The following is a 24,878-nucleotide window of genomic DNA, read 5'->3' as shown; positions in this document are numbered from 1 at the left end:
ATTTTAAACTTCATATAAGAGCTTCCTCCTTAAGGTTGAGTTTTAGAGTGGTGTCTATACTCATATCTTACTGAGGGGCTCTATTTTTTTCAAAGTCAAAATTAACGCACTACAGGAATGCTGCGCAGCAATTGCTTCTGTTTCTTTTACGGTTTCCTTCTTCAAAATAAGCTCCCGTTAGTATAAGTACTTTTCACAATCTGTGCTTCATTTCTTTTTAAATATATCCAATAAGTTTCTATCCCAAAATGTTTCAGGGAGTTTTTTTATTACTTTCACAAAAACATCTACTCTATATTCGCCAAACTCATCAGGGTAGTGTACAATATCAACTACTTCGCACAATGTTAAACCTAACTTTATTTTTTCACCAATTCGCACATATAGATTGTCAACACTATAACTTCTTTTGTTTTCTTTAATTTCTTCTAATGTACCTTCAATATAGTGAACTCTCATTTTAAAGCCCCCTTCTCTTTTTACCTTAACATAATCATCAATAGTAGTAGAGTTGGTAAATAATTTTGTAGTTTTTTTAAAATAAACTTGTCTGTCTATTGAACCCCTTAATTAACTTGTTCCAAGGATCGAAACCCTCAATTGAGGGTACAGGACGTGTTAATTCTTTCCCGTCTGGTGTAACGTCATAGGTTTTTTCAACCTCTTTGATTTCCAAGATGATTGTATTTGTAATAAAGAATGAACAATTTATTGTACACCTTTGTAAGTTGCTCATAGGTTACTTTTGTAAATGTTTGTTTTTTCTCACTCTTACTTTCTTTTAACCAAACGAAAAAAGTCGTGAGTGCAGCAGCTATTAAAGGACCGGCAAAATATTTTAAAATTAAGTCCATTGTCTTATCCCCTTCTATTTCATTTGCTTTGACTTCACCCAAAGTTCTCCAAAGTCATAATTACTGCGTGGATCATGTTCCATTTCAATCAATTTCTCTCTCACACTTACCAATGCTTTTTCAATGAGATTATTGAAGAATTGGATAGGGTAAGAGATTTTCCACACTTCCCATTGACCGTCTTTTTCTAACATTGTGAAATGAACATAATGTGGATAGTCAACATGATCAAACAACTCTTGAGCACCAATTGATCTTGCTTCATGTACTAAACTATTACGATATTTCCACAAGAGGTTTACATGAGTAAGAGTGTGTATATCCACACCCATGATTGAAGTAATACCTTTAGGCATTAAGTCTTTTATTTCCTTTAATGAAGAATCACAACTAAATGGAGTTGCACTTGCAGGTGGGTAACGATCTATTCCTTTAGAAACGTGTTTCTTTAATCTTTGAAACTCATGTTCTTGTGTATTCTCAAGAAGTAATACCAATTGTTGAAGGCTCACTCTTTCTGCGTCTTCCCATTCACAAAACTCCATTATGAATCTTTTGAACCTATCTGTATTACGGTATCTATCTCCGTAAACTCCATTGGAGATTGTCTCTAAAAGACTAAAAAGCAAGGTCTTTTGGTGGTTCTTTAAGAACCTTTCTCCTTGAAGTTGGTTTATTGATTTTTGTATATCTTTCATTGCTTGAATGTATAAATCAATGCCCTCTTGTAAATTCATTGCAATCCTCCATATATTTCCTTATATTAAAAGTTTATCTCACAAACTACTTTTTTCCAATAAAAAATCCTTCCACCATTTGAACCATGAATAGACGCTTGACTTAAAGAAATTCCAATTCCACCATATCAAATTTCTTTATTGCTTTGTGGCTTGTAACAGAAAAAGAGACCACTTAGGCCTCTCATCATTCCCAATCTTATATCACTTTCCTAACTTAAAAATGAAGATATTTGTTACACAGTTTCCGTCAAATACGAAAAACGATCAATTTTGAAGTGACCGCCTTAAAAAATTATATTTCGTTACCAGTATCGTTGTAACAAATAAATCTGTGTTTTTGTCTTTCTCTTTCATTATAAAAATCCATTAAAGTTAAATTATGTCTAATATCTTTCATAACCTTTTTATCACAATTAAAAAAAAGTAAGGATTTCTATCTACTAAACGGAACTCATGTATATATAAATTACCTAATCGACTATTCTAATTATGACTTTCTTGAAAGGAGGAAATATAAATGAAGAACATATCTGACAAATGGGGCATTGTAGAAGTGAAATTAAAATGTATACGGTTGCTTAGTTTTTTGGAATATGACGAAATATATACTAAAGAACATGCTGCAAATGAAATGAGAAAAATCATAGAGCTGTTAGACGAAATGGACGAAGAATTGTGCGAATGATTGAACAGTGGTGATTAAATTAAATATTTATAGTAACAGTTAGTCATTGAATTAAAAAATCAACCCTGTATCTTAGATTACCAAGTAATCATTGATACAGGGTTGATTTTTTTATTACTTCTTGGATCGCTTCCGTTACTTAAATAATGACACATTTGTCGCGCAGTATCCGTCCACTATGCATTAAAGACTTAAGACTTTCTTAGTTGAAATTCTACTCTTTATACAGAATTAATTGGTATAAACTGATATAAAAATTAATGTGGTCAAAATGTGGTCAAAGCAAGTTTGAAGAGGAAATTGTGGTCAAGTAGTGGAACTGAAAAAACAACAAAACCCCTTGCTACGCAAGGGGTTTAAGCTTCATATGTATGGTGACCCGTGGGGGGCTCGAACCCTCGACCTCCACCCTGTCAAGGTGGCGCTCTCCCAGCTGAGCTAACGGATCATAAGTAAGTTTTATTAGCGACAAAATAAATATACTACATATAGACTGCCATGTCAACTCCTTAAAAAAGTTCTTCATAAATAGTGAAGTTCCTTTTTTTATGTTAATCCTAACTCCCCTTTTTCCCCTATCTTTCTAGTATTTCTACATCAGGAAACTGTATTAGATTAATTGCTATATTTGGAATACAAAAATAATTTAATCAGCACTACAAAATATCATAGATAACAGCCAGAAAAAGGTATATTATTAATAAAAAGGTAAGTATTTTTTCCTTTTCAGCAAGGAGGGACAGCATGTGGGTATCGAGGAACTTCTACTCAATTTTTTATTTATTATAGTCACTATTTTTTTCTATCAATTTTTCTTAGTTGAAAGGCTTCAACAATATAAATTTAGCATACAACCGCTTCTTATTGGCATTATTTTCAGTATCCCTGCCTTTTTTTGTATGTTGTTTCCGTTTTTAATAGGGAATAACCTTTTCTTAATCGATATGCGGGCTGTTCCTTTAATTCTTAGTTACCTATACGGCGGCTTACCTGCTGGAATAGTAACGAGTATCCTTATCATTCTTTCTCGTTTATTTCTCGGTATTAATTATGGCCTGTTCGCATTTTTGATTATCGAATGTATTATTTTTATTACTATGATCTATCTTCTTCCATTCTACCGAAAAGGAAGCTTTAAACAGAGATTATTATACGGAACAATTCTTTCTTCTTTATTTGCAATGATTATCGTTGCTTCAGGCTTACTCCTGTTACATATTTATAGTTCAGTAGAAATAGCTGAAATTTTTCATTATTATACATTAGCAATTTTATTTATTACCTTTACGATATGGGGAGCCATTTATTTTATAGAGCACCATCAACGCCATATGGTTTTAAAAAGGGAAATGGAAGGTATGGAACAAATGAAATTAGTCAGTGAACTAGCAGCCTCCATTGCTCATGAAATCCGAAACCCGATGACGGTAGTGCGAGGGTTTATTCAAATGTTCCAAAGTGATGAAAAAGTAGATCCCAAAAACAGAAATTATTATTCTATTATGCTTAAAGAATTAGATCGCGCCCAGTTTATAATTACTGATTACCTCTCATTAGCTAAACCTCAAAAAGAAGAAGAGGAAGTCATTCAGGTGAATCAGGTTGCTAGTGCAGCGATTGAAGTTATTACCCCTTTTGCTAATTTGAATTCTATCTGTGTAAACAGCACCTTTGAAGACGAACCGGTCATCTATGGAAATGTAGGCAAGCTTCAGCAATGCTTAATCAATATTTTTAAAAATGCGATAGAAGCCATGCCTAATGGCGGAACCTTGCATGTTTCAACATCTGTTAAAAAGGACAAGGCAGTTATCGAGATAATGGATACGGGTATTGGAATGTCAAAAGAAGAGTTAGATCGTCTTGGAAAACCTTTTTATACGACAAAGTCTAAAGGAACCGGTCTTGGAATGATGGTATGTTTTAGCATTATTTCAAATATGGAAGGCTCTATTCTTGTTGATAGCAAAGTCGGTTCAGGTACTACTTTTCAAATCATAGTTCCTTTATACAACAATAATTATTAATTGTTTCATCAAATTTCCCAATTAAAGCGCTGACATTTATGGTCAGGCTTTTTTCTTTTCTGTAATTATTCTTATCAAAACATCACAACACTTCACTAGTCATAGTACAACACTTCCAACGATATGATATAAAATAGATGTTCTTCAATTGTAAATCCGCATAACAAGTGAGGAGTGATTAGATGGCGAGAAGTATTTGGGGTGTTGATTCAGCAGCGGCCGTAACTCCTGCCTTATATGATTGCGTCCTTGAAAACTTTGGTAAGCCCGAATATTGGGGCAGATACTTAACAACGATACCGAATGTAAGTGATGGGTTAACATCAGAAGAAATTCAACGTTTAAGAGGGAACGGAATTAGAGTCATGCCCATTTATAATGAATTTTTAGAAGCGGTTGGATACCGTACCGGTGAAATTACAGCTGCCAATGCAATATTCCATGCAAGAAGACTTGGCTTCCCCACCAGAGTTCGAATTTTTGCCAATATCGAAAATTTCTTTGATGTTGATGAAGCGTGGATCCGCGGATGGGTAGATGCCTTTTATCCAAGTGGTTATAAACCTGGTTTTTACCATGATCCTCTTGAAGGACCTTTTAGTGATGCATATTGTACTGCTGTCGAGAATAGTGAACGAGTAAAAGTCCAGTCTGTCCTCTGGAGTGCAGAACCAGAACCTGGAACGACGACGAAACAAAATCGCCCCCAACGCTTTACACCAGCCAAACCGCCATGTGAAGCGAATGTTTGGGCATGGCAATATGGTCGTGATGCTGAAGAATGCCCAATTGATACCGTATTAGCCGATCGACGTTTGTATGATGATATGTGGTGATTACTTCTTTACATTTCGAGTTCCACATAGTTTTCTGCAGTTTCATAACACCCTTTTAATCATACTCATTCAAGAGGCTGGCACTGTTTTCTATTCCTCTCCCATAGCTTGTTAGATATCCCACATGCCCTTAAACGATAACGTGGTTGTTATAACACATACTCACAGGTTGTCAGCCTTTGTTGTAAAAAAATAGGCCATCCATAAAAGGATGACCCTACGCTTAAAGATCTCTAATGGCCTGAAGACATGCCACCAATTTTGTTCATTAAGTTTGTACTATCTTTATTTAGTCCGATGAACTTCACATCGATATCATTTTGTTCGAATTTATATTTAATTTTATCGATCGCTCCAACAGCTGAGTCGTCCCATAAGTGAGATTGACTTAAATCAATAATAACTTCTGTCATATTTTCTTTATAGTCAAATGCAGCAACGAAGTCAGTCACAGAAGCAAAGAAAATTTGTCCTTGCACATAGTACGTTTTCTTTTGATTAATGACTTCTGCTGAAACTTTAACTTTCGAAATTTTTCCTGCGAAGAAAATCGCACTTAGCAGTACCCCTGCGAATACACCAATTGCTAGGTTATGAGTAATGACAACCGTTCCAACTGTAACGACCATAACAGCTGCATCTGTTCTCGGTACTTTATGCAACGTTCGTACAGAGTTCCAATCAAACGTACTAATCGAAACCATAATCATGACCCCGACAAGAGCCGCCATTGGTATTTGTACCACAAGGTTTCCTAAAGCTACAATTAGGATCATGAGGAACACACCGGCAACTAATGCTGATAATCTTCCACGACCTCCCGACTTCACGTTAATAACCGATTGACCAATCATCGCACAGCCGGCCATTCCGCCGAAGAAGCCCGTAACTATATTTGCAATACCTTGTCCACGACTTTCTTTATTTTTATCACTTTCTGTGTCTGTCATATCATCTACAATTTGAGCAGTTAATAAAGACTCTAGAAGACCTACAATAGCTAACGCTAAAGCATATGGGAATATAATCATTAATGTTTCTAATGTTAACGGAATTTGCGGAATTAAGAACATCGGAAGAGCTTGAGTTAATTCACCCATGTCTCCTACCGTTCTAACACCTGTTCCTGTTAAAATAACGAAAGTAGTAATGACTATAATCGCTATTAATGTAGAAGGAACTGCCTTTGTAAATCTCGGTAAAACATAAATAATAACTAATGTTGCTACAACTAGTGCATACATGACCCAAGTCGCATCAACGAATTGTTCTAACTGGGCCATAAAAATTAAAATAGCTAATGCATTTACAAATCCGATCATTACCGAACGAGGGATAAACTTCATGTAGCGAGCTAGTTTAAAAACACCAAATAAGATTTGTATAATACCCGTTAAAATTGTAGCTGCTAATAAATATTGAAGCCCGTGCTCTGCCACAAGTGTAACCATTAATAATGCCATGGCTCCTGTTGCTGCGGAAATCATCCCTGGTCGTCCACCGACAAATGCAATGACAACAGCAATACAAAAAGAGGCATACAACCCAACCATTGGGTCAACACCAGCGATAATGGAGAACGCAATCGCTTCTGGAATAAGGGCAAGTGCTACTACTATCCCAGCAAGTACATCTCCTCTCACATTACCAAACCATTCATTTTTTATTGTCTCGATATTCATTTTACACCTCTATCTTTAGATTGTTGATTTTCCTTCCTTAGAAAATCAGGTCCGCACATAACGAAGTGCATTGTATCACGATTTCTAAAATACTCAAACATCCATGTAAGCGTATTTCATCCAAGTTTATCCCCGGTTTTCTCCCCTTTTCTTTCGAAATCTAACTTATTCATATAAAATTCATATTTACATGGTAAAGGTCACCAAAAGGCTATAAATAGAACTCAATGACAAACGAACTTAACTAATTATTATAAGTTCAAAAGAAATAGAGACTAACGGTATGTCAGTCTCTTAGCTCATTATTCTTTCTTAGAATTCCCTTCATCTGTTTCAATTTCTTCTAGAATTTCCTCTTTCATTTCTTCATATATTTCTTCCTTAAACTCTTCCAGAACTTCTTCTTTAATTTCATCTCTAACTTCTTCTAGCATCTCTTCTTTTAGTTCATCGTAGATGTCTTCTTTCATTTCTTCCCGAACTTCCTCTTTAATCGTTTCAATTTGTTTCGTACGTTTCTTTTTTGTTATGGCTCGATAGTCTTTACTAATCATTAAAAACATCGAGACAGCCATGGTCAGCATAATGACAGCAAACGGGAGAGCAGCAATAATGGAAGCCGTCTGTAAACCTTGTAAGCCCCCGCTTAATAAGAGAACACTTGCTGTTGCTGCAATTAATAAGCCCCAGATCAACTTAACATACAATGCAGGCGCTAAGCTTCCTCTAGAAGTCATAGCTCCTAATACATATGAAGCCGAGTCTGCAGAAGTAATGAAGAAAATAATAATTAGCAACACAGACAGAACACTCATTACAGCACCTAACGGTAACTCGGCAAGCGTTGCAAATAACGCTACTTCGACATTATTCATGACGATTTCAGCAATGTTGCTTCCTGTCTCTCGTTGCAGGTGCAGTGCTGTTCCACCGAAAGCTGTAAACCAAATTAACCCAAGAAGCGATGGTACAAATAGGACGCCAAAGACGAACTCACGTATCGTTCGTCCTCTTGAAATTCTGGCTATAAATAGACCCATAAAAGGAGCCCATGAAATATGCCAAGCCCAGAAGAAAATGGTATATGCCCCTAACCATACACTGTCAGCAAATGGAGTCATCGTTAAACTCATTGGGATAATATTGGAGATATATCCACCTAATGTCGTTACAACTCCTTCAGCAATAAAAAGTGTTGGGCCGAAGATAATCATAAATAATAAGAGAATAGCAGCAATGGTTAAGTTCGTTATACTTAAAATTCGAATTCCTTTATTTAATCCAGTCCCAGCTGAAAACATAAATAATATAGTCACGATAAGGATAACAACTAGCTGTGTCGATGTATTATTTGGAATTGGTGTTAAGTAGGATAGTCCTCCTGTAATTTGCATCGCACTTAAACCAAAAGTTGTTGCGACACCTGTAGAAGTAGCTAGAACGGCTAAAATATCGATACCGCGACCAAACCAACCGTTAATACGGTTACCTAAAATAGGATAAAACGCAGAACTAATGAGGGCTGGCTGATCTTTACGATATTGAACGTATGCTAATGTTAAAGCAACTAAACCAAAGATCGCCCACGGGTGTAATGCCCAATGATACACTGCATAACGCAAACCCATATTAGCTGCTTCCACCGTTTCTGGAGTAACCCCATACGGTGGGTCCATATAATAAAGAACTGGCTCAGCAACTCCCCAGAAAACAAACCCGACACCGATACCAGCTGAAAATAACATTCCGATCCATGTATAATAGGAATACTCCGGTTTATCATCCGGCTTTCCCAGTTTCATTTTACCGAATGGACTAATCGCTAAAAATAAAACAAATGCAATAAAGATCGCTGTAACAATCATGTAGAACCAACCGAAGTTTTGGATGGTTGTTGCTAATAAATCACTTGCTGTTTCTTCTAATCCACCAGGTGCGAATACACCCCATAAAACAAATAAACTTACTAAAACAGCTGATATGACAAAAACACTGCCTGGCTTTTTAGTATTGTACGTATACTTTTCCATGTTCCCCTTACGATCAAGTCATGCTTGAACGTAAGGTCCCTCCCTTCAATTTCAAAAAACTTCATCTTAATAACTGCTACATGACGATCCGCAGCTATAAATTGTTTAAGAAGTTAACAAAACCTAATTATTACCGTATGTGGTTACATTTATCGGTTTCTCTTACGTTTCCTCACCTTTTTTCCATTTATACAAGATGAGTCTGCTTTCTCTTTCCTACAACCCCTCCTAGCACAAAGCAACAAAAATTATATCACTATATAAATGTCAATTAAAGCAATCGACATTCTTCTATCGAGTTTATAAGGTAATAGAATGTCCATATTACAGGTGTTTCGACCTCTTTTTATTTCCCGGATATGATTTTTTTAAACCATAATATTATCAATTACTTTTTTTGATATTACAATTATTTACGAATAGTTGGGGATCAGGATTATTGTCAAAAATATTACTACTGTAGAGATCATTGCATGATTTATTAGGAAGTTTCTTAAACTGGCTTGTTTATTAATATAATTTGGAGAAGGTGACACATACTAACATTAATAAACTGTACTTAAAGGAACTTCATTAACTAAGAGGAAAAAAATTAAACGAAGAGGAAAGTTATAGATGAGAAAACAATTTGCCGTTATCGGTCTTGGGCGATTTGGGAGTAGCGTGTGTAAGGAACTTTACAAACTCGGACATGACGTTCTTGCGATTGATAACAACGAGGAAAAAGTCAATAACATGACAGATCATTCAACTCATAGTGTCATTGCAAGCGGAACAGATGAAAGTGCATTACATTCACTTGGGATCCGTAACTTTGATTATGTGATTGTTGCCATTGGTGATAATATTCAATCTAGTATCCTTTGTACACTCATTCTTAAAGAGTTGGGAGTGTCTAATGTCTGGGTAAAAGCTCAGAATTATTATCACCACCGTGTATTAGAGAAAATTGGCGCCGACCGGATCGTACACCCGGAGCAAGATATGGGCATTCGGATTGCTCAACATCTCGTTTCAGAAAAGATAGTCGACTATATCGAATTATCGGATGAATACAGTATCATCGAAGTGATTGCTACAGAGAAAGTTTCGAATAAGTCACTCGACCAATTAAACGTTCGAGCAAAGTATGGCTGTACTATTCTTGCCATCAAGCGAGGCAACGATATCAATATTTCACCCTTTCCATCAGAAATGATTGAACTTAACGATATATTGATTGTCATCGGTCATAAAAATGACTTGAAACGATTTGAAGAAGAAGGTATGTAACATTTCAACAAGTTTAACGTTTTTTACAAAGTTTGTATTTTGTATTTACAAATCCAAATTAACAATTTTTACGACCAATGTTTAATGAGCCGAATAATCATTTTCGGCAAATAGAAAAGAACTTCTAGAAATATCTCAAATACGTAATACGACCATCCACTTTCCGATTTTTTCTTTTTCTTTTTGTCTTTTGCCATTACCTTCACTCCTTAAATACTACTTACTGATTATATACGTACAAAAAAAATGTTTGGTTTCATCGAATTCAATTGTTTTGGGGGAATATGTAAGTAACGCAGGCATTATCTTTGTTTTTCTTTTCATTTTGTTTGTATACTACATACATAAAAGGTTTATTTGAAGGAGGTATCATTTTGGTAAATAATACATTCGAAGTCGCTACATTTGCCGGTGGGTGTTTCTGGTGCATGGTTACACCATTTGACGAATTACCTGGTATAGAAAAAGTTGTCTCTGGATATACAGGGGGGCATAAAGAAAACCCTACGTACGAAGAAGTTTGCAGTGAAACAACAGGACATTATGAAGCTGTACAAATCACATATGATCCAACCATTTTTCCATACGAAAAATTAGTCAATATCTTTTGGCAGCAAATTGACCCTACTGATCCAGGCGGACAATTTCATGATCGAGGCCACTCCTATAAGACTGTGATTTTTTATCATACTGAAGAGCAAAAAAGGATTGCGGAAAGCTCTAAAAAGGCCCTTGAAGAAAACGGTCGATTTTCAAAGCCGATTGTTACTGAAATTCAACCTGCTGTACCGTTTTATCCAGCAGAAGATTACCATCAAGATTTTTATAAGAAAAATCCGTTTAGATATATGACGTACAGAAAAGGCTCAGGTCGTGACCACTTTATTAAAGAACATTGGTCGGTTAAAAAAGACCCTGAAACACTTAAGAAAACTTTAACGCCGATGCAATACGAGGTAACTCAAAATAATGGCACCGAACCTCCTTTTCATAACGAATACTGGAATAATAAGGAAGAAGGAATTTATATAGACATCGTTTCTGGTGAACCATTATTTAGTTCATTTGATAAATTTGATGCCGGCTGTGGCTGGCCTAGTTTTTCGAAACCACTTCATCAAAACAAACTAGCTGAAGAGATGGATACTAGTCATGGAATGAGGCGTATCGAAGTTAGAAGTAAAAATTCTGATTCCCATCTCGGTCATGTTTTCGAGGACGGGCCAAAGCCGACTGGATTACGCTATTGTATAAATTCTGCAGCATTAAGATTTATTCATAAAGACGATCTAGAAAAAGAAGGTTACGGGGAATATAAAAGTTTATTTAAATAATGTACACTAACGAAGCTGACAACAATCCCTGTCAGCTTTTTTATGATTTTTAGACTATCTCTTAAGATATTTGTTCCTATCATTGAAGTTATGTTCAACTAACAAACTCTGATCCTAAATAAAATTGCGAGATCTTTTTCTATTTTCATGTAGTTTCGTAAGACTTTTATACTATATAATTAAATTATTAATTTCTTAGGTGATGCAGAATGAACAAAAAACAAAATGACATTATAGAGTTAATTAGAGATATACAAATTGAAAACTTCAGCAAGTATGAAACGATAGATACGACTACTGAAAGCGAACCAACTGAACACCATATCCTAAAGGATGATGGTTTTATTGAAGTAAGGGACCACCAGTTGTTTATTATTAATCCTAATGCCAATGGACGCCAACCTGTACTTGTTCCTAATGAGAACATTTACATGACCGTAAATGGCAAGGTCCTCAAAAAAGAAATCGCTGTGTTTGAAAAAGATACCATTGAGTGGACGGTTAAAATAAAGAAACCTTATCAAATTACAATTAGTGAAGATAAATTAAACGTTTACTTACAAGTATTTCCTGAACTTTTTACAAAGTACCGCTTAAAAGATAAAAAACGCAGTTTACGTTTCAAACTTGAAGTGGAACCATGCCATAAACCTTGTCACGTTGAAGAAGTCAGCTCAAAAATACTGGAGGATATCACAAAGTATGGAGTAAAAATTGAAGTCAAAACTTCTGCGATTATGCAGGAGTTAATGCAACCAACCTTTAATCGGATCCTAGTTGCTGAAGGACTCCCCCTCATTCCATCAAGAGATGGATTTGTAGAGAAGTTCTTTAAAAACGAGGTTGAAGAAGTCATAGAAGAAGTAAACGGTAAAGTTGACTTTAAGAACCGTCTTAAAATTCCGATTGCAGAAGCTGGGGCTGTAATAGCTCAAGTTCATCCGCCGAAAGAAGGAAAAGAAGGATATAATGTACTCGGTCAAACCTTATTGCCAAAAAAGGCAAAACGACTGGATGTCCGTGCTAAACCTGCCATAAAAATTACCGATGACGGAAAAGTAATTGCTCTACAACAAGGGCGCCCATCTGTAACCGGCCATTATGTAAAACATATAAACATCCTAGAAACATACGAAGTCAATGGTGACGTTGATATGTCAACAGGTAATATATTTTTCAGCGGAGATATTATCATTCGCGGTAATATTAAAGACCATATGACGGTAGAGAGCTCAGGAAGCATTTTCGTGTACGGAAGTGTGTATCATGCTTCAGTTACTGCCTCTCAGCACGTTATTATTTTAGGAAATGTAATGAATAGTAAAATAAATGCTGGGCAATTTGGTTTATTTTATAGTCGTGTGTATAAAATTACACAAGATTTATCTCTGTCCATTAAACAGTTGTGGGAAGCGTTGAAACAATTACAACAAGCAATGGAATTAAAAGGCATTTCAATGGATTTTGGCTATGTTCTTTCAACCCTTGTTGACTCTAAGTTTAAAAATATTCGCGATAAAGTATTTGAACTATACAAAACCATTCAGGAAATGGCTGAACATCAGATTTCCTTTCCACCTCAACTGAAAATTATCTTAAATGCGTTAGCCAAATTTAAGGACAATCAATCCATCTTATCCATAACATCTGAACAGTCTTTGCATAGTATTCAATATGCCATTAATGAATTGATGCAGCAGATGGAGTCGATTATTTTAGAAGAAAGTAATATTGATTTTTATTCCGCTACATCGTCTCAGATTAAAACAAATGGAAAGATCACTATCAAAAAAGAAGGTATTATTAACACAACGCTTTTTGCGGGTAAAGATATAGTATTCAACAGACAAAATGCTGTAATTCGCGGCGGAAAAGTTGAAGCCCTTGAAACCATTAAAGCAGGTATAGTTGGAACTGATATGGGACAACCTCCAGAACTTTATGCAGGTAAAAAGATATCGATTGAAAAGCTCCACCAAGCTAAAATCAGCTTTCCAAATTATAACTTATTCATTGAAGAACCCATTGAAGAAATTGAACTTATATATAACTCGAAAACAAATAAAGTTAAAAGTACTAAAATTTTCTACAACTCAAATTAAAACCTACCATCTAAGATGGTAGGTTCATATTTTCGATATATACGAAACAAAAAGCTAGGAAAAAAAGCAACACAATATACAACCAAAAAACTCTCTTCATCTTTTCTCACCTTTTTATTTATTCTTAACTGTGACGTTCATTGTTAATAACCTTGTCGTTAATCTATAAGACAGGTAAGCAAATACGAGAAACCCTATCCAATAGAACACGATAGTCAGTATATTACCATTCGTGTATGGCGTCAAGCTAGAAATTAACATGCCGCCCAGCAAAGAAAAACAAACGATAATTCCCACCTTAAAAATCGGCTGTAACCCCTTAAAAATAAGGAATTCACCATTATGTTCGGCTTTATTTACCATATACAACCGCGTTGCAATAATTGTGAAAATGATTGTTGCGGCAATAGGGATAAGTAATGGTTTGGAAGAATAGGTGTCGATACTATAAATCGGCCATACAAGATAAGTCAGTGCTTCAGGCTCTGGTAAATACCCATTCGTATGAACCATCCAAAACCCTTGTAGCAAGAAGTAAAACCCAAACGGAAAGAATGTAAATATGAAAGTCAATGCCATTTGTGAAATCATTTCTCCAGCAATTGTTCCAATTAACATAGCAAAGCTAAACAACGTAATAAAACCTAAGAGTGGTGTAATAAAAAGTTGAACATGAGAAAACTGCTCTAAAAAGTGACTATAATTTGAAGTTGCTACTAAGAAATAAGCCGCAAAATAATTGATTGTATAAAAAGTTGTGATTGTCACAAATCCAATCAACCATTTCGTTAAAAACATGTCACTTCGTTTATATGGCAGAGCAAACGAAAAGTCATTCTTACGAGTATTTCGTTCGGATCCAATCATAATTCCAGCTAATAAGACGATAAGTATTAATCCTAAAAACGTTGCAAATCCTCCAAAAAACAAGGAACGAACCATGTAATCATTTACAATCACATGCCCATACATGTCTGGATTGATTGCAGCCTGTTCCTCTAGTGTTTTCCAACTTTCTAAACTAAGTGAAACTCGAATAGGAAAATCAAAAAAGAAGAGTAAAAGTAAACCGAAAATCAAAGCCTTTGTTTGTTTAAATTCTTTCATCCATAACGCTTTATTCAGCAAAATCCTCACCTCCGAGCTTCGCTACGAAAATATCTTCTAAAACGACAGAAAGTTCTTCGTATAACAACGGTTCATACTTTTTGATTTCCGCCTCTTTTTCCGCTAAATCCCCGTCAATTAACAACGTGTAAACTCTTCCCGTTTGGCTGAGTACATTCACGTAATTTTTCAATTCATCTGGTAAGTATTCTTTAAACACGACTTGAACTTTTCGATAAGATTGTTTCATTTCATCTAGATCATAGTTGGATTCAATGGTGCCGTCTTTAATAACGATAATTTGATCGGCCATAAACTCCAGTTCATCTAAGCGATGTGATGAAATGATGACGGAAACTTGTTGTTCGGCCACTTCTTCAATTATATAGCGCAGGATTTTCTTTTTAATAATGACATCAAGACCATCGGTAGGTTCATCTAATAAGATATATTTTGCCCGCGTAGAAAAAGCTAAGACCAGTGCAAAAAGTGCCTTCATTCCTTTGGAGTAATTTCCAACTCTTCTCGTCTTCGGTAAAGAAAAGCGGTCTAGTAACTCATAAAAATATGTTTCATCAAAATTCGGATATATTTGTTTATACAACTTTACAATTTCCTGGGTCGAATAACTTTTCAACGCTTCAGGAGAATCTGGAACAAACACAATTTCCTTTTTAACTTCCGGAAACTGATATATACTTTTCCCTTCTAGTAGTACATCCCCTCTTGAGGGTAAAAGAATCCCAACTAGAAGTCGTAAAAGAGTTGTTTTACCAGCACCATTTCGACCGATCAATCCAATAATATTACCAGGCTTTAATTCAAAGTTAATATCCGATAAAACTTGGTGATTATGAATTGATTTAGATAACTGTTTAATTTCTATCATCTGAGTCACCACCTAAGTCTTTAAATAATTCATCTATCCACTGTTGCAGTTCTTCTTTCGTTATCCCTAAATACACACTATCTATAACTAGCTGTTCTAGAGATTTCTTCATTTTTTCTCTCTCCTTTTCAGACGCTTCAATTGATTCTCCTTCCGCTATAAACGTTCCCTTTCCCCGGATCGTTACAATAATCCCTTGTCTCTCAAGCTCCTTATAGGCTTTACTGACAGTGTTCGGATTAATAACGATCTGCGAACTTAATTCTCGTACCGATGGAAGCTTCTCATTCGCCTGTATGATTCCCTTTGCCCTAAGTTCTTTAATTTGCATAATGATTTGTTCATACAATGGAACATTACTTTTTGGATCAATTCGTAAAAGCATGCATTCACCACCTTATAGGTTGCACTAATTGTATTATGTGTACTACTTAATGTATTACACTTAATACAATATAAAATATTCCAGCATGTGTCAATAGATATATTGAAAGTAACTCATTTTTTTTACAATGTTAAGATCAACAATAAAAAGGTCCTCTTCATTTGTTGAAGAGGACCTGACCTTATCCAATTAAAATAACATTCCTGCCACTGCACCGCTTAATAACGAGGCCAACATCCCCGCTGCTACTGCACGTAAACCTAGTTTTGCAATATCACTTCGCCGGTCAGGAGCTAAGTTTCCTAGCCCGCCTAATAAAATTGCTAATGAGGAAAAGTTAGCAAATCCACAAAGCGCAAAGCTGACAACTGCCACTGTTTTTTCCGATAAATTCTCAATTTGCGGGGCGAATGAAAGGTACGCTACAAATTCATTGACGACTAGCTTTTGCCCAATAAAGCCCCCAGCTGTAACGGCTTCATGCCACGGTACACCGATCGCAAATGCTAAAGGAGCAAAAAGAAATCCTAAAATTCCTTCCAGGGTAAGTGCCGTTACTCCGAAGATCCCCCCTATCACACCGAGTATTCCATTAATCAGTGCAATTAAGGCAACAAAGGCTAGTAACATAGCGGCGATATTTAGTGCTAAAGTTAACCCCACACTTGCACCTCTAGCAGCAGCATCAATCACATTTGCAGACTCTTTATCTTTTTCCATCGTAAATTCACCTGTAATATCTTCTGGGTTCGTCTCGGGCACAATCATTTTAGCCATCACAAGCCCAGCAGGAGCTGCCATAAAACTGGCGGCTAACAAGTATTCCAGCGGAACACCGAGCAATGCATAACCGACGAGGACAGATCCAGCAACAGAAGCCAAACCACCTGTCATAACAGCAAATAACTCGGATTGAGTCATTTTTGATATATAGGGACGGATAACAAGTGGTGCTTCTGTTTGTCCAACAAAAATGTTGGCTGCAGCACTCATTGATTCAGACTTGCTAGTACCTAACAGTTTCGATAAAGCACCACCAATTATTTTAATGACCCACTGCATAATATTTAAATAATATAGAACGGAAATTAGGGATGAAAAGAAAATAATAACCGAGAGGACATTGATCGCAAACATAAAAATGCCGTTTTCTTCAACAAACATTTCACCAAACACAAAGCCGATGCCCGCATTAGCATAATCAATAATACTTCCGACCCCTTGCGTCAGCCAATTTAAAACTTCTCTCCCTACAGGAACTTTCAGTACGAGAATGGCAAATAAAAGTTGGATAGCAAATCCACCTAGAACCGTTCTTAAGTTGATTGCTTTTCGCTTTGCTGAGAGTAAAAAAGCGATAGTAAATATTACAATCACTCCAAAAATTCCCCAAAGTATATTCATTTTCCCCACCTCATTAATTAGATCCCAGAATGAACAGCTTTTTTTACAATGAAGTTATTATTTGCAATGTTGGAAATATCATTCAATACTAGGTGGGGAAATTTGAAACGATCATTCGTTATGCTCGGTCTATTTTCTTACTCTTTTGGTCGCGCAATTCTCTTTTATGGCTTAACTTCTCCTAGTTTCTTCCTCTTTTGGTCACGTAAATCTTTTTATGGCCCAACTTCTCCTGGTTTCTTCCTTTTTTGGTCGCATAATTCTCTTTTATGGCTCAACTTCTCCTATTTTCTTCCTCTTTTGGTCGCGTAATTCTCTTTTATGGCCCAACTTCTCCTATTTTTTTCCTCTTATGGTCGCATTCTTTTTACAATCTATCCCCTCAACATCCTTCCTCCTCTAGTAGTCAGATCATGCCTTCTTCACGTTCCCTAGGATAATATATTAGATACACTATTTGTATCCAAGTACCATCGCGTTATCAAACCGTTTATTGTTTTAAAAAAGTAGAAAGATACATATTATAGCGGGTATTAGGTATTTATTAACAGAAAATATATAAAGCTAAGGATATTAAGATGTTTGGAGGAATGAACAATGGAGTTTCGAATTGAAAAAGATACGTTAGGAGAAGTGTCAGTACCGAATGATAAATCATGGGGAGCACAAACACAAAGAAGTTTAGAAAATTTTAAGATCGGTAACGAAAAAATGCCGCTTCAAGTAATGCACGCTTTTGCCATTCTAAAAAAATCTGCTGCAATCGTTAACCATGAAATTAATAATCTTGCGGCAGAAAAAAAAGAGGCAATTGTTGCTGTAGCTGTTCAAATCATTGAAGGTAAATTTGATACACATTTTCCATTAGCCGTTTGGCAAACAGGAAGCGGAACCCAATCTAATATGAACATAAACGAAGTGATTGCTCATGAAGCCAATCAATTACTAGCCCAAAAAGGCAGTAAAGACTGGGTTCACCCCAATGATGATGTGAACAGATCCCAAAGTTCCAATGATACATTTCCAACAGCAATGCATATTGCTGCAGTTGAAGAAGTAAATAAATTATTACTCCCAGCAATTGAGAAAATGAAAACAACAATGGAAAGAAAAGTGAAAGAATACGATAATATAATAAAAATTGGACGGACGCATTTACAGGATGCAACTCCTTTAACATTAGGTCAAGAAGTAAGCGGATGGCTGCGAATGCTTGAGAAAACTGAGCGAATGATCATCGAAAGCTTAGAACATATGAAAGAATTAGCCATAGGTGGAACAGCTGTTGGTACGGGAATTAACGCTCACCCTGATTTTGGAAATAAAGTAGCAAAAGAAATCAGTAAGATAACGAACATTTCATTTACTTCAGCTAAAAATAAATTCCACGCCTTAACCAGTCATGACGAACTCGTTTATGCCCATGGTGCATTAAAGGCACTTGCAGCAGATTTGATGAAAATTGCAAATGATATCCGTTGGTTGGCAAGCGGCCCTCGGTCTGGAATTGGGGAGATTACCATTCCTGCGAATGAACCAGGGAGTTCTATTATGCCTGGGAAAGTAAATCCAACTCAAAGTGAAGCTTTAACGATGGTTGTTGCACAAGTGATGGGAAATGACGCAACCATTGGCTTTGCTGCTAGTCAAGGTAATTTTGAATTGAATGTATTTAAGCCTGTCATTATTTATAACTATTTACAATCTGTTAAACTGCTAGCCGATGCTATCCATTCGTTTAACGATAAATGTCTGGTTGGAATTGAAGCGAATACTGACGTTATTGAAAACCTGCTTTCTAGGTCGCTCATGCTCGTCACTGCACTGAATCCTCATATCGGCTATGAAAATGCGGCTAAGATTGCTAAAAAAGCGCATGAAGAAGGGTCTACTCTTCGTGAAGCTGCTATTGCAAGCGGTTTATTATCTGGGGAAAAATTTGATGAGATTGTCCGCCCTGAAAAAATGATTGGGAAAAAGTAAAAAGATATACTCTATAACTCATTAGACAGAAAATAGTTGATCAGCAACTATTTTTTTGTCTATGTATTTCTATAACTTTCTACACGTTATTCTCTAGGTGAAAAAAGAGATGTCAGGAACCTTCTGACATCTCATCATATGTGTATCGAACAACATACTTATTCGTTTTTAACTTTTTTATTTCCACACATGGTCCAATTTCATAGCCATTGTGCCAGTTATCTTCAAGCTTTGCTTTTAAACATCCTGCTTGAAATTTAGATTGAAATGTCTGTTTCCAATAAATCCACCGTGGACTTTTTCCCATACCATTCCCTTGCCTTTCACTGATTTATTTTTATTCTATCCAAATTTCATACAAAAGTTTACTCTTTCATAAAAAAATGGGAATTTCTTCAACAGCTTTTTCTCTCCGGCAAGGACAACTCTTCTATAGACCTTCTATCTATTTAGCCGATTTTATCTTCCATATCTAGTTTTTCTATTTCCTGACGGCTTCGATTTTCATCTCGGTCCCGCAGCCTGTGAGCCAATCTCGCAGCAGCACTAGCTGCGATACTCGCAACGAGGTCGTCTAAAAAAGTATGAGTCTCTACTTTAATCTCATCTAATTCTTTAATAATTCCCATCTTCGCTTTATCTAAATAGCCGAATGTTGTCACTGCAATACTTCCAAAACCAAATACAGAACCTAAGGCAATTGTTTCATCTACACCGAAAAGTCCTTCATCTGACTTAATGATAGACAGTAAAGGTTCCGATAACTGACCTCTTTCTGCCAGCTCGTCTAATTCGATTCCGACAAGGATTGCATGTTGTATTTCACGCTTATATAATACAGCATCAACACTTTCTAAACAGTCTTCCATTGTCAAACCACTATAAAACTTCACTTGGAGATCGTACACGATTTGGGCAATATCCTCGATCGATACACCTCGTTCTGTTAATTTTGTTCTTGCAGCTTGTTCAACAACATTTGATGGAACTGGTACTTTCATTTCGCTTCCCCCTCAGTTACTAATGACTATTTTTAACATAACTAGTACATATGCTTTTCTCGCAAAAGATCTTTTTTCAAACTACTGTAAATATTTTAACATAAGTTAGGAAAGGGAGCACTTGGAGTGGCAATTACGACTTCGCTAAACGGGCGCTTGGGCATTTCATATAAAAAAATTCTACACGTTTCGTAAAATAGTTCGTTTTGAAACCGAATTTTCTGCATATATGTTAGAATAATAACATCATCACGATGAAAATCTGGACAATGTGAAAGGTTGAATAACAATGAGCAAACAATTATTCGGAACAATTAAAGAAGATCAAATTTACAGCAAATACTTAAAAAAAGAACTTCCCCTTATGATCTATTTACCACCTAACTACTCACCTTTATACAGCTATCATTTGCTCATAGCTCAGGACGGTAAAGATTACTTTCAACTCGGTCGTATCGCTCGTCAAGCTGAAGAACTTATTTCTAGTAATGAAATTGAAGACGTTATCATTATTGGGGTCCCATATGAAAATGTACAGGAACGAAGAGAGATGTATCATCCAGACGGAGCGCAAGCGGATGCTTATATTCGTTTTTTAGCAGAGGAGCTTGTTCCCTATGCAGAAGATCATTTTCAAACGTTTTCACTCGCAGCAGGACGAACACTTATCGGTGACTCATTAGCCGCAACGATTTCTTTAATGACAGCTCTGCATTACCCAAATACATTTGGTCAGGTCATATTACAATCTCCTTATGTCAATCAAACCGTTTTGAAAGAACTGTCTTCGGTAAAAGCTCCCCATTTAAAAATTTATCACGTGATAGGCAGTGAAGAAACGAACGTAGAAACAACCAATGGAAAACAAAAAGATTTTCTTACGCCTAACCGCGAAATGAATAAATTACTAGTTAATATGGGAATGACTTATCATTATCATGAATTTAAGGGCGACCATCGTTGGACGTTTTGGCAACCTGATATTAAGTCTGCGCTACTTTATATGTTTCATAAATAAATTTTGAAATAGGAGGACGATTTTATGAAATATGGAATTGCGGTGTTTCCATCAAAAGCTTTACAGGACCAAGCCAATTCTTACCGAAAAAGGTATGATTCACATTATTCATTAATCCCTCCCCACGTCACGATAAAAAATCCATTTGAAATTGTTGATGAAAAATTGGATAGCTGTATTCAATATATAAGAAGTGTTACATCAACGATTTCACCATTTACTATTCATGTTTATAAAATTGACTCGTTTTTTCCGAAAACGAACAAAATCTTTTTTAAAATTCGTTCTAATCCTTCATTAGAACAGTTACATCACTTATTACATGAAGATGTTATTAAAGAAGAGGTGACTCAAAAGTTTACCCCGCATGTAACGATTGCGCAAAACTTAACGAATCAAGAGCATTTTGATGTTCTTGGACAACTAAAAATGCATTCGATTAACCATGAAGAAACAGTTGATCGCGTCCGCTGCTTTATCAGTTAGAAAACGGATCTTGGACCGTACATGAAACATTTCACTTAGGAAAGGATTGTTAAATTTGAAAGTTATCGTCGTTGACAATGAAGCCCAATTACAGGATGCTTATTCTGTACGAACTACTGTATTTGTTGAAGAACAAAAAGTACCTGAAGAAGAAGAAATTGATCAATTTGAAAAAGAAGCTACTCATTTTGTCGTTTATGACGATAATAAACCGGTCGGTGCTGGAAGATTAAGAGTCGTTGATGGGTATGGAAAAGTAGAAAGAATTTGCATCCTGAAGAGTTATCGTACTAAAGGAATTGGTAAGTTATTAATGGAAGAGATTGAAGCCGTTGGGCGTCAAAATGGATTGACAAAGTTTAAGCTAAATGCACAAACACAAGCAGAAAAATTTTATAAATCTCTCAATTATGAAACCGTTTCTGGTGAATTTCTCGATGCCGGGATTCCTCATGTAACGATGACTAAGTCCTAAACACTTTTAAAATAAAAATAACTTTTAAAAAGCAGCTGATATTTTTAACGTCAGCTGCCTTTTTCATATCTCTATTATGCTACCTAGCTTATCACAAGCCGATCATATTTTTTATACATAAACAATTGTCTATATCGTCATTCTTACAAAAATAACTGCATAACATCTCATAAAGACAACCTTCTGAGGTGGGAGCATAAATGAAGATCTTTACTGAATTCAAAGAGTTTGCAATGAGAGGAAATGTAATTGATATGAGTGTTGGGGTCATTATTGGTACAACATTTGCGAAGATTGTTCAATCGTTTGTGGATGATGTTTTAATGCCACCCTTTGGATTATTAGTCGGGAAGGTGGATTTCTCAAGTCTCTATATTAATCTTACCTCCAACCATTACAACACTCTATCAGAAGCTAGGGAAGCCGGTGTGCCGACCATTAATTACGGGGTATTCTTGAACCATGCGATACATTTTATGATTGTTGCTTTCGTATTGTTTTTATTTGTCAGACAAGTCAATCGTATTCGACGTCCTTCTGGTGATCCTTTAGATCATATGAAACAGAAGATGTGCCCTTTTTGTTTTTCCAATATTCCGTTTAAAGCAACGAAATGTCCGAATTGTACATCTGAGCTAACAATAGATGAAAATAGTGAACCGCGAAAGCCAACCAAAATTACAATTAAAAAACGAACAGGCTAACGTCTTTTTCTCGTTTTGCGTACAGGTACGGATTTAGAAGCTGGTTGTTTCTTTATGTATTTTAAATATTTTTTTATTTCCTCATCGTCCTTTAGCTTTTCAATCGTATTTAATCTAATCGCTAACTCTCGATTAGAATACATGACGTGAATTTGTCGATGGCAAGGAAGGCAAAGAAGTGCCGTTGGCAAATTCACTCCCCCTTCCTCTCTTGGAGTCAAGTGATGCACAGTTCTTTCAACCGCTTCTCGTTCACATAATTCACACGTTCCTACAGTAGCTTTACCCATGTCTTCTCCTTACGTTCTTCTATACGATAGATAATTGTTATCGAATATGATTTGCACTTGTCCTTCTTCTACTACTTTTTTTAGATAAGCACAGACGGCTGTTCGAAACAACGCCCACGACGTCATATTATCAATTTTCACTCCACAGAACTGACACATTTCAGCAATGACCGTATCTAAAGATGTCGACTTTTCTCGGGAAATAATCTTTAACAGGTCTTCTTCAACCTTTTGATGATACAAGATGTTTTTTTGAACTGTATCTTTAAAGCTCTCTTCATATTCCCCGTGTCCCGGAACCGCACCTTTAACATCCATACTTAAGAGTTTGTGCAACGAGCGAAGGGTTTCAGTCCCATCGACTACATATGGGATATTGTGTTTAACTAACGTCTTTTCATCAAAATAGCTGTCTGCAGCATACAATACATCATCGACTTGTACAGCTAACATATGGTAACTATGACCTGAGACATTATGTAAGGTTACGTTAAGCGAACCAATGCTGTAAGGACCTTCCGTACACGTTTCATCAACGGTTACCGGTTTACCCTCAACAAATTTATTCCTCAATTCTTTAAAAGGGTAATTCCCATTTTGTAAGTAAATAGGCTCTAAAATCGGAAAGGTGAGAATGGCTGACTCTAATTCAGGCGCAGAAATCTTGACTTCTTTTTTCTTTTTTAAGTAAGCCGCTCCTCCAAAATGATCAGCATGAGCATGTGTAATAAACAAATGAGTTAAGGGCCACCCTTTTTCATCTAATTGCTTGATTACTTTTTTTACAGCTGAGTCATCGAGACCAGCATCAATTAAAATACCTTCTTCTTCATTTTTTATATAGCCGATATTAACTGATCCTTTAAAATAGAAGCATTGTTCATTAATTTGGTTCAGTTCCATCTTCTTATCTCCTCTTTCGTTGGTACATTCGTACAATCGCCATAAAAATAAAATTTATTCCAACAACTAAGCCAATAAAAGGGCCGAATAAAAATTGGTTTTCAACTGATAAACCTATGTAAAAAATAACACCTGATCCTATTGTAACAAGTATTCCAAGAATTAGAAAAGAGACCATATTCATTCCTCCCGTTCTGTTGTTTCAATTTAGTGTTTGTAAAATCGATTTTCTTCAACCCAAAAAAACAGGCCTATCTTTAGGCCCGTTGATCGAATAGTAAACCTTTTTGGGAAAATTGGTTTTCCATACGTCTCGAATTCGTATAGAGAGTAAAATGACCGCTCTCAAAGTCCTTCTCTTTCTTATAATGCTCCATTAAGTCCGGCAGCTTTACCTTTTGTACTTTTTCCTTTCTTCTAATGGATGCTTGTCTAACTTTCATTCGATTTCCATAATGAACTGCTACAATATTATGATGTGGAGGTACATATCCCAAAGCGTCTCCCCCTTTATTTTTATACAGAATATTCTTACTATTATATGTAACTACTTCTGGAGATATTCCTACTTTTTTGATGTTGAAGTTAACTTTTGCAATTATTTTGCGAGCTGGTTTTTAGTTTATCGGTTCCTATTATGTTGTTTTCCTTTATTATGTTTTGTGCTACAA

26 protein-coding genes, 1 tRNA gene and 1 pseudogene are annotated in these 24,878 nt (G+C 35.9%); 11 read left to right on the top strand and 17 right to left on the bottom strand.

The window, feature by feature from the left end:
- Window positions 1-207: 207 nt before the first annotated feature.
- The 3 genes from N7Z68_RS04945 to N7Z68_RS04935 all read right to left on the bottom strand — a co-directional run bounded on the left by N7Z68_RS04945 (window position 208) and on the right by N7Z68_RS04935 (window position 1,591).
- On the bottom strand, window positions 208-459 hold the full coding sequence (locus N7Z68_RS04945; protein WP_275117357.1) for a hypothetical protein: 252 nt from the start codon (window positions 457-459) through the stop codon (window positions 208-210).
- A 197-nt stretch (window positions 460-656) separates the two neighbouring features.
- Window positions 657-854: a hypothetical protein gene (locus tag N7Z68_RS04940; protein WP_275117356.1), complete on the bottom strand. Its 198-nt coding sequence runs from the start codon at window positions 852-854 to the stop codon at window positions 657-659.
- A 14-nt stretch (window positions 855-868) separates the two neighbouring features.
- On the bottom strand, window positions 869-1,591 hold the full coding sequence (locus N7Z68_RS04935) for a hypothetical protein (RefSeq protein ID WP_275117355.1): 723 nt from the start codon (window positions 1,589-1,591) through the stop codon (window positions 869-871).
- A gap of 520 nt (window positions 1,592-2,111) precedes the next feature.
- Between N7Z68_RS04935 and N7Z68_RS04930 the strand changes: the two genes are divergently transcribed.
- Window positions 2,112-2,279, top strand: a complete 168-nt coding sequence (locus N7Z68_RS04930; protein ID WP_275117354.1) for a hypothetical protein — start codon at window positions 2,112-2,114, stop codon at window positions 2,277-2,279.
- 372 nt (window positions 2,280-2,651) lie between these two features.
- Here the strand turns inward: N7Z68_RS04930 and N7Z68_RS04925 are convergent.
- Window positions 2,652-2,727, bottom strand: a tRNA-Val gene (locus N7Z68_RS04925).
- A gap of 298 nt (window positions 2,728-3,025) precedes the next feature.
- On the opposite strand from N7Z68_RS04925, the gene N7Z68_RS04920 reads away from it, so the two are divergent.
- Window positions 3,026-4,306, top strand: a complete 1,281-nt coding sequence (locus tag N7Z68_RS04920) for an ATP-binding protein (protein WP_275117353.1) — start codon at window positions 3,026-3,028, stop codon at window positions 4,304-4,306.
- 182 nt (window positions 4,307-4,488) lie between these two features.
- Entirely contained in the window at window positions 4,489-5,142 is a 654-nt protein-coding gene (locus tag N7Z68_RS04915; protein WP_275117352.1) for a glycoside hydrolase domain-containing protein, read from the top strand.
- 233 nt (window positions 5,143-5,375) lie between these two features.
- On the opposite strand, the gene N7Z68_RS04910 is transcribed toward N7Z68_RS04915, so the two are convergent.
- Window positions 5,376-6,824, bottom strand: a complete 1,449-nt coding sequence (locus tag N7Z68_RS04910; RefSeq protein WP_275117351.1) for a SulP family inorganic anion transporter — start codon at window positions 6,822-6,824, stop codon at window positions 5,376-5,378.
- A 302-nt stretch (window positions 6,825-7,126) separates the two neighbouring features.
- On the bottom strand, window positions 7,127-8,854 hold the full coding sequence (locus N7Z68_RS04905; RefSeq protein WP_275117350.1) for a BCCT family transporter: 1,728 nt from the start codon (window positions 8,852-8,854) through the stop codon (window positions 7,127-7,129).
- 615 nt (window positions 8,855-9,469) lie between these two features.
- On the opposite strand from N7Z68_RS04905, the gene N7Z68_RS04900 reads away from it, so the two are divergent.
- The gene (locus N7Z68_RS04900) at window positions 9,470-10,126 is read left to right on the top strand and encodes a potassium channel family protein (RefSeq protein WP_275117349.1); all 657 of its coding nucleotides are present in this window, start codon (window positions 9,470-9,472) and stop codon (window positions 10,124-10,126) included.
- A gap of 68 nt (window positions 10,127-10,194) precedes the next feature.
- On the opposite strand, the gene N7Z68_RS04895 is transcribed toward N7Z68_RS04900, so the two are convergent.
- Window positions 10,195-10,323, bottom strand: a complete 129-nt coding sequence (locus N7Z68_RS04895) for a hypothetical protein (RefSeq protein WP_275117348.1) — start codon at window positions 10,321-10,323, stop codon at window positions 10,195-10,197.
- A gap of 177 nt (window positions 10,324-10,500) precedes the next feature.
- Between N7Z68_RS04895 and msrB the strand changes: the two genes are divergently transcribed.
- Window positions 10,501-11,460, top strand: coding sequence for a peptide-methionine (R)-S-oxide reductase MsrB (gene msrB / locus N7Z68_RS04890; protein ID WP_275117347.1), 960 nt, complete (start codon window positions 10,501-10,503; stop codon window positions 11,458-11,460).
- Between the two features lie 209 nt (window positions 11,461-11,669).
- Window positions 11,670-13,562 carry a FapA family protein gene (locus N7Z68_RS04885; RefSeq protein WP_275117346.1) on the top strand — a complete coding sequence of 631 codons (1,893 nt, stop codon included), beginning with the start codon at window positions 11,670-11,672 and terminating at the stop codon, window positions 13,560-13,562.
- A 114-nt stretch (window positions 13,563-13,676) separates the two neighbouring features.
- Here N7Z68_RS04885 and N7Z68_RS04880 read toward each other — a convergent pair whose 3' ends face one another.
- The 4 genes from N7Z68_RS04880 to N7Z68_RS04865 all read right to left on the bottom strand — a co-directional run bounded on the left by N7Z68_RS04880 (window position 13,677) and on the right by N7Z68_RS04865 (window position 17,347).
- Window positions 13,677-14,690: an ABC transporter permease gene (locus N7Z68_RS04880; RefSeq protein ID WP_275117345.1), complete on the bottom strand. Its 1,014-nt coding sequence runs from the start codon at window positions 14,688-14,690 to the stop codon at window positions 13,677-13,679.
- Window positions 14,680-15,558: an ABC transporter ATP-binding protein gene (locus tag N7Z68_RS04875; protein WP_275117344.1), complete on the bottom strand. Its 879-nt coding sequence runs from the start codon at window positions 15,556-15,558 to the stop codon at window positions 14,680-14,682. The genes N7Z68_RS04880 and N7Z68_RS04875 overlap by 11 nt, the downstream gene beginning before the upstream one ends.
- Entirely contained in the window at window positions 15,545-15,943 is a 399-nt protein-coding gene (locus tag N7Z68_RS04870; protein ID WP_275117343.1) for a GntR family transcriptional regulator, read from the bottom strand. Before N7Z68_RS04870 ends, N7Z68_RS04875 begins: the two co-directional genes overlap by 14 nt.
- A gap of 189 nt (window positions 15,944-16,132) precedes the next feature.
- Window positions 16,133-17,347, bottom strand: coding sequence for a NupC/NupG family nucleoside CNT transporter (locus N7Z68_RS04865; RefSeq protein WP_275117342.1), 1,215 nt, complete (start codon window positions 17,345-17,347; stop codon window positions 16,133-16,135).
- Window positions 17,348-17,944: 597 nt separating this feature from the next.
- Between N7Z68_RS04865 and fumC the strand changes: the two genes are divergently transcribed.
- Window positions 17,945-19,330 (top strand): class II fumarate hydratase, encoded by a 1,386-nt coding sequence (fumC, locus tag N7Z68_RS04860; protein ID WP_275117341.1) that lies wholly within the window; start codon window positions 17,945-17,947, stop codon window positions 19,328-19,330.
- A 112-nt stretch (window positions 19,331-19,442) separates the two neighbouring features.
- On the opposite strand, the gene N7Z68_RS04855 is transcribed toward fumC, so the two are convergent.
- Together N7Z68_RS04855 and N7Z68_RS04850 are read right to left on the bottom strand one after the other, a co-directional pair.
- Window positions 19,443-19,637, bottom strand: a complete 195-nt coding sequence (locus N7Z68_RS04855; RefSeq protein WP_275117340.1) for a hypothetical protein — start codon at window positions 19,635-19,637, stop codon at window positions 19,443-19,445.
- Window positions 19,638-19,779: 142 nt separating this feature from the next.
- A complete protein-coding gene (locus N7Z68_RS04850) occupies window positions 19,780-20,331 on the bottom strand; it encodes a phosphatidylglycerophosphatase A family protein (RefSeq protein ID WP_275117339.1) in 552 nt (183 codons plus the stop codon).
- Between the two features lie 289 nt (window positions 20,332-20,620).
- On the opposite strand from N7Z68_RS04850, the gene N7Z68_RS04845 reads away from it, so the two are divergent.
- The 4 genes and pseudogenes from N7Z68_RS04845 to mscL all read left to right on the top strand — a co-directional run bounded on the left by N7Z68_RS04845 (window position 20,621) and on the right by mscL (window position 23,014).
- Window positions 20,621-21,349 carry an alpha/beta hydrolase gene (locus tag N7Z68_RS04845; protein ID WP_275117338.1) on the top strand — a complete coding sequence of 243 codons (729 nt, stop codon included), beginning with the start codon at window positions 20,621-20,623 and terminating at the stop codon, window positions 21,347-21,349.
- Window positions 21,350-21,373: 24 nt separating this feature from the next.
- Window positions 21,374-21,888, top strand: a pseudogene (locus N7Z68_RS04840) (YjcG family protein).
- A gap of 2 nt (window positions 21,889-21,890) precedes the next feature.
- Window positions 21,891-22,310 carry a GNAT family N-acetyltransferase gene (locus N7Z68_RS04835; RefSeq protein WP_275117337.1) on the top strand — a complete coding sequence of 140 codons (420 nt, stop codon included), beginning with the start codon at window positions 21,891-21,893 and terminating at the stop codon, window positions 22,308-22,310.
- A 200-nt stretch (window positions 22,311-22,510) separates the two neighbouring features.
- On the top strand, window positions 22,511-23,014 hold the full coding sequence (mscL, locus tag N7Z68_RS04830) for a large conductance mechanosensitive channel protein MscL (protein ID WP_275117335.1): 504 nt from the start codon (window positions 22,511-22,513) through the stop codon (window positions 23,012-23,014).
- On the opposite strand, the gene hlpB is transcribed toward mscL, so the two are convergent.
- From hlpB to N7Z68_RS04810, 4 genes are all read right to left on the bottom strand, one after another.
- Window positions 23,011-23,304 carry an HNH nuclease-like protein HlpB gene (gene hlpB / locus N7Z68_RS04825; RefSeq protein ID WP_275117333.1) on the bottom strand — a complete coding sequence of 98 codons (294 nt, stop codon included), beginning with the start codon at window positions 23,302-23,304 and terminating at the stop codon, window positions 23,011-23,013. The genes mscL and hlpB overlap by 4 nt on opposite strands.
- A 9-nt stretch (window positions 23,305-23,313) precedes the next feature.
- Window positions 23,314-24,207: an MBL fold metallo-hydrolase gene (locus N7Z68_RS04820; protein WP_275117331.1), complete on the bottom strand. Its 894-nt coding sequence runs from the start codon at window positions 24,205-24,207 to the stop codon at window positions 23,314-23,316.
- 4 nt (window positions 24,208-24,211) lie between these two features.
- The gene (locus N7Z68_RS04815; RefSeq protein WP_275117330.1) at window positions 24,212-24,385 is read right to left on the bottom strand and encodes a hypothetical protein; all 174 of its coding nucleotides are present in this window, start codon (window positions 24,383-24,385) and stop codon (window positions 24,212-24,214) included.
- Window positions 24,386-24,464: 79 nt separating this feature from the next.
- Complete coding sequence (locus N7Z68_RS04810) at window positions 24,465-24,704, bottom strand: hypothetical protein (RefSeq protein WP_275117329.1); 240 nt, start codon at window positions 24,702-24,704, stop codon at window positions 24,465-24,467.
- Between the last annotated feature and the right edge of the window lie 174 nt (window positions 24,705-24,878).

The sequence above is a fragment of the Alkalihalobacterium chitinilyticum genome, assembly GCF_029028005.1.
GTDB lineage: Bacteria > Bacillota > Bacilli > Bacillales > Bacillaceae_F > Alkalihalobacterium > Alkalihalobacterium chitinilyticum.
Note: the sequence above shows the minus strand (reverse complement) of the source record. Positions and strands in the feature narration are given on the sequence as shown.

Bases quoted from the DNA above. Each gene is read 5' to 3' on its own strand.
- N7Z68_RS04945 (WP_275117357.1), bottom strand. From the start codon at position 459: ATGAGAGTTCACTATATTGAAGGTACATTAGAAGAAATTAAAGAAAAC.
- N7Z68_RS04940 (WP_275117356.1), bottom strand. From the start codon at position 854: ATGGACTTAATTTTAAAATATTTTGCCGGTCCTTTAATAGCTGCTGCA.
- N7Z68_RS04935 (WP_275117355.1), bottom strand. From the start codon at position 1,591: ATGAATTTACAAGAGGGCATTGATTTATACATTCAAGCAATGAAAGAT.
- N7Z68_RS04930 (WP_275117354.1), top strand. From the start codon at position 2,112: ATGAAGAACATATCTGACAAATGGGGCATTGTAGAAGTGAAATTAAAA.
- N7Z68_RS04915 (WP_275117352.1), top strand. From the start codon at position 4,489: ATGGCGAGAAGTATTTGGGGTGTTGATTCAGCAGCGGCCGTAACTCCT.
- N7Z68_RS04910 (WP_275117351.1), bottom strand. From the start codon at position 6,824: ATGAATATCGAGACAATAAAAAATGAATGGTTTGGTAATGTGAGAGGA.
- N7Z68_RS04905 (WP_275117350.1), bottom strand. From the start codon at position 8,854: ATGGAAAAGTATACGTACAATACTAAAAAGCCAGGCAGTGTTTTTGTC.
- N7Z68_RS04900 (WP_275117349.1), top strand. From the start codon at position 9,470: ATGAGAAAACAATTTGCCGTTATCGGTCTTGGGCGATTTGGGAGTAGC.
- N7Z68_RS04895 (WP_275117348.1), bottom strand. From the start codon at position 10,323: ATGGCAAAAGACAAAAAGAAAAAGAAAAAATCGGAAAGTGGATGGTCG.
- N7Z68_RS04885 (WP_275117346.1), top strand. From the start codon at position 11,670: ATGAACAAAAAACAAAATGACATTATAGAGTTAATTAGAGATATACAA.
- N7Z68_RS04875 (WP_275117344.1), bottom strand. From the start codon at position 15,558: ATGATAGAAATTAAACAGTTATCTAAATCAATTCATAATCACCAAGTT.
- N7Z68_RS04870 (WP_275117343.1), bottom strand. From the start codon at position 15,943: ATGCTTTTACGAATTGATCCAAAAAGTAATGTTCCATTGTATGAACAA.
- N7Z68_RS04865 (WP_275117342.1), bottom strand. From the start codon at position 17,347: ATGAATATACTTTGGGGAATTTTTGGAGTGATTGTAATATTTACTATC.
- fumC (WP_275117341.1), top strand. From the start codon at position 17,945: ATGGAGTTTCGAATTGAAAAAGATACGTTAGGAGAAGTGTCAGTACCG.
- N7Z68_RS04855 (WP_275117340.1), bottom strand. From the start codon at position 19,637: ATGGGAAAAAGTCCACGGTGGATTTATTGGAAACAGACATTTCAATCT.
- N7Z68_RS04850 (WP_275117339.1), bottom strand. From the start codon at position 20,331: ATGAAAGTACCAGTTCCATCAAATGTTGTTGAACAAGCTGCAAGAACA.
- N7Z68_RS04845 (WP_275117338.1), top strand. From the start codon at position 20,621: ATGAGCAAACAATTATTCGGAACAATTAAAGAAGATCAAATTTACAGC.
- mscL (WP_275117335.1), top strand. From the start codon at position 22,511: ATGAAGATCTTTACTGAATTCAAAGAGTTTGCAATGAGAGGAAATGTA.
- hlpB (WP_275117333.1), bottom strand. From the start codon at position 23,304: ATGGGTAAAGCTACTGTAGGAACGTGTGAATTATGTGAACGAGAAGCG.
- N7Z68_RS04820 (WP_275117331.1), bottom strand. From the start codon at position 24,207: ATGGAACTGAACCAAATTAATGAACAATGCTTCTATTTTAAAGGATCA.
- N7Z68_RS04815 (WP_275117330.1), bottom strand. From the start codon at position 24,385: ATGGTCTCTTTTCTAATTCTTGGAATACTTGTTACAATAGGATCAGGT.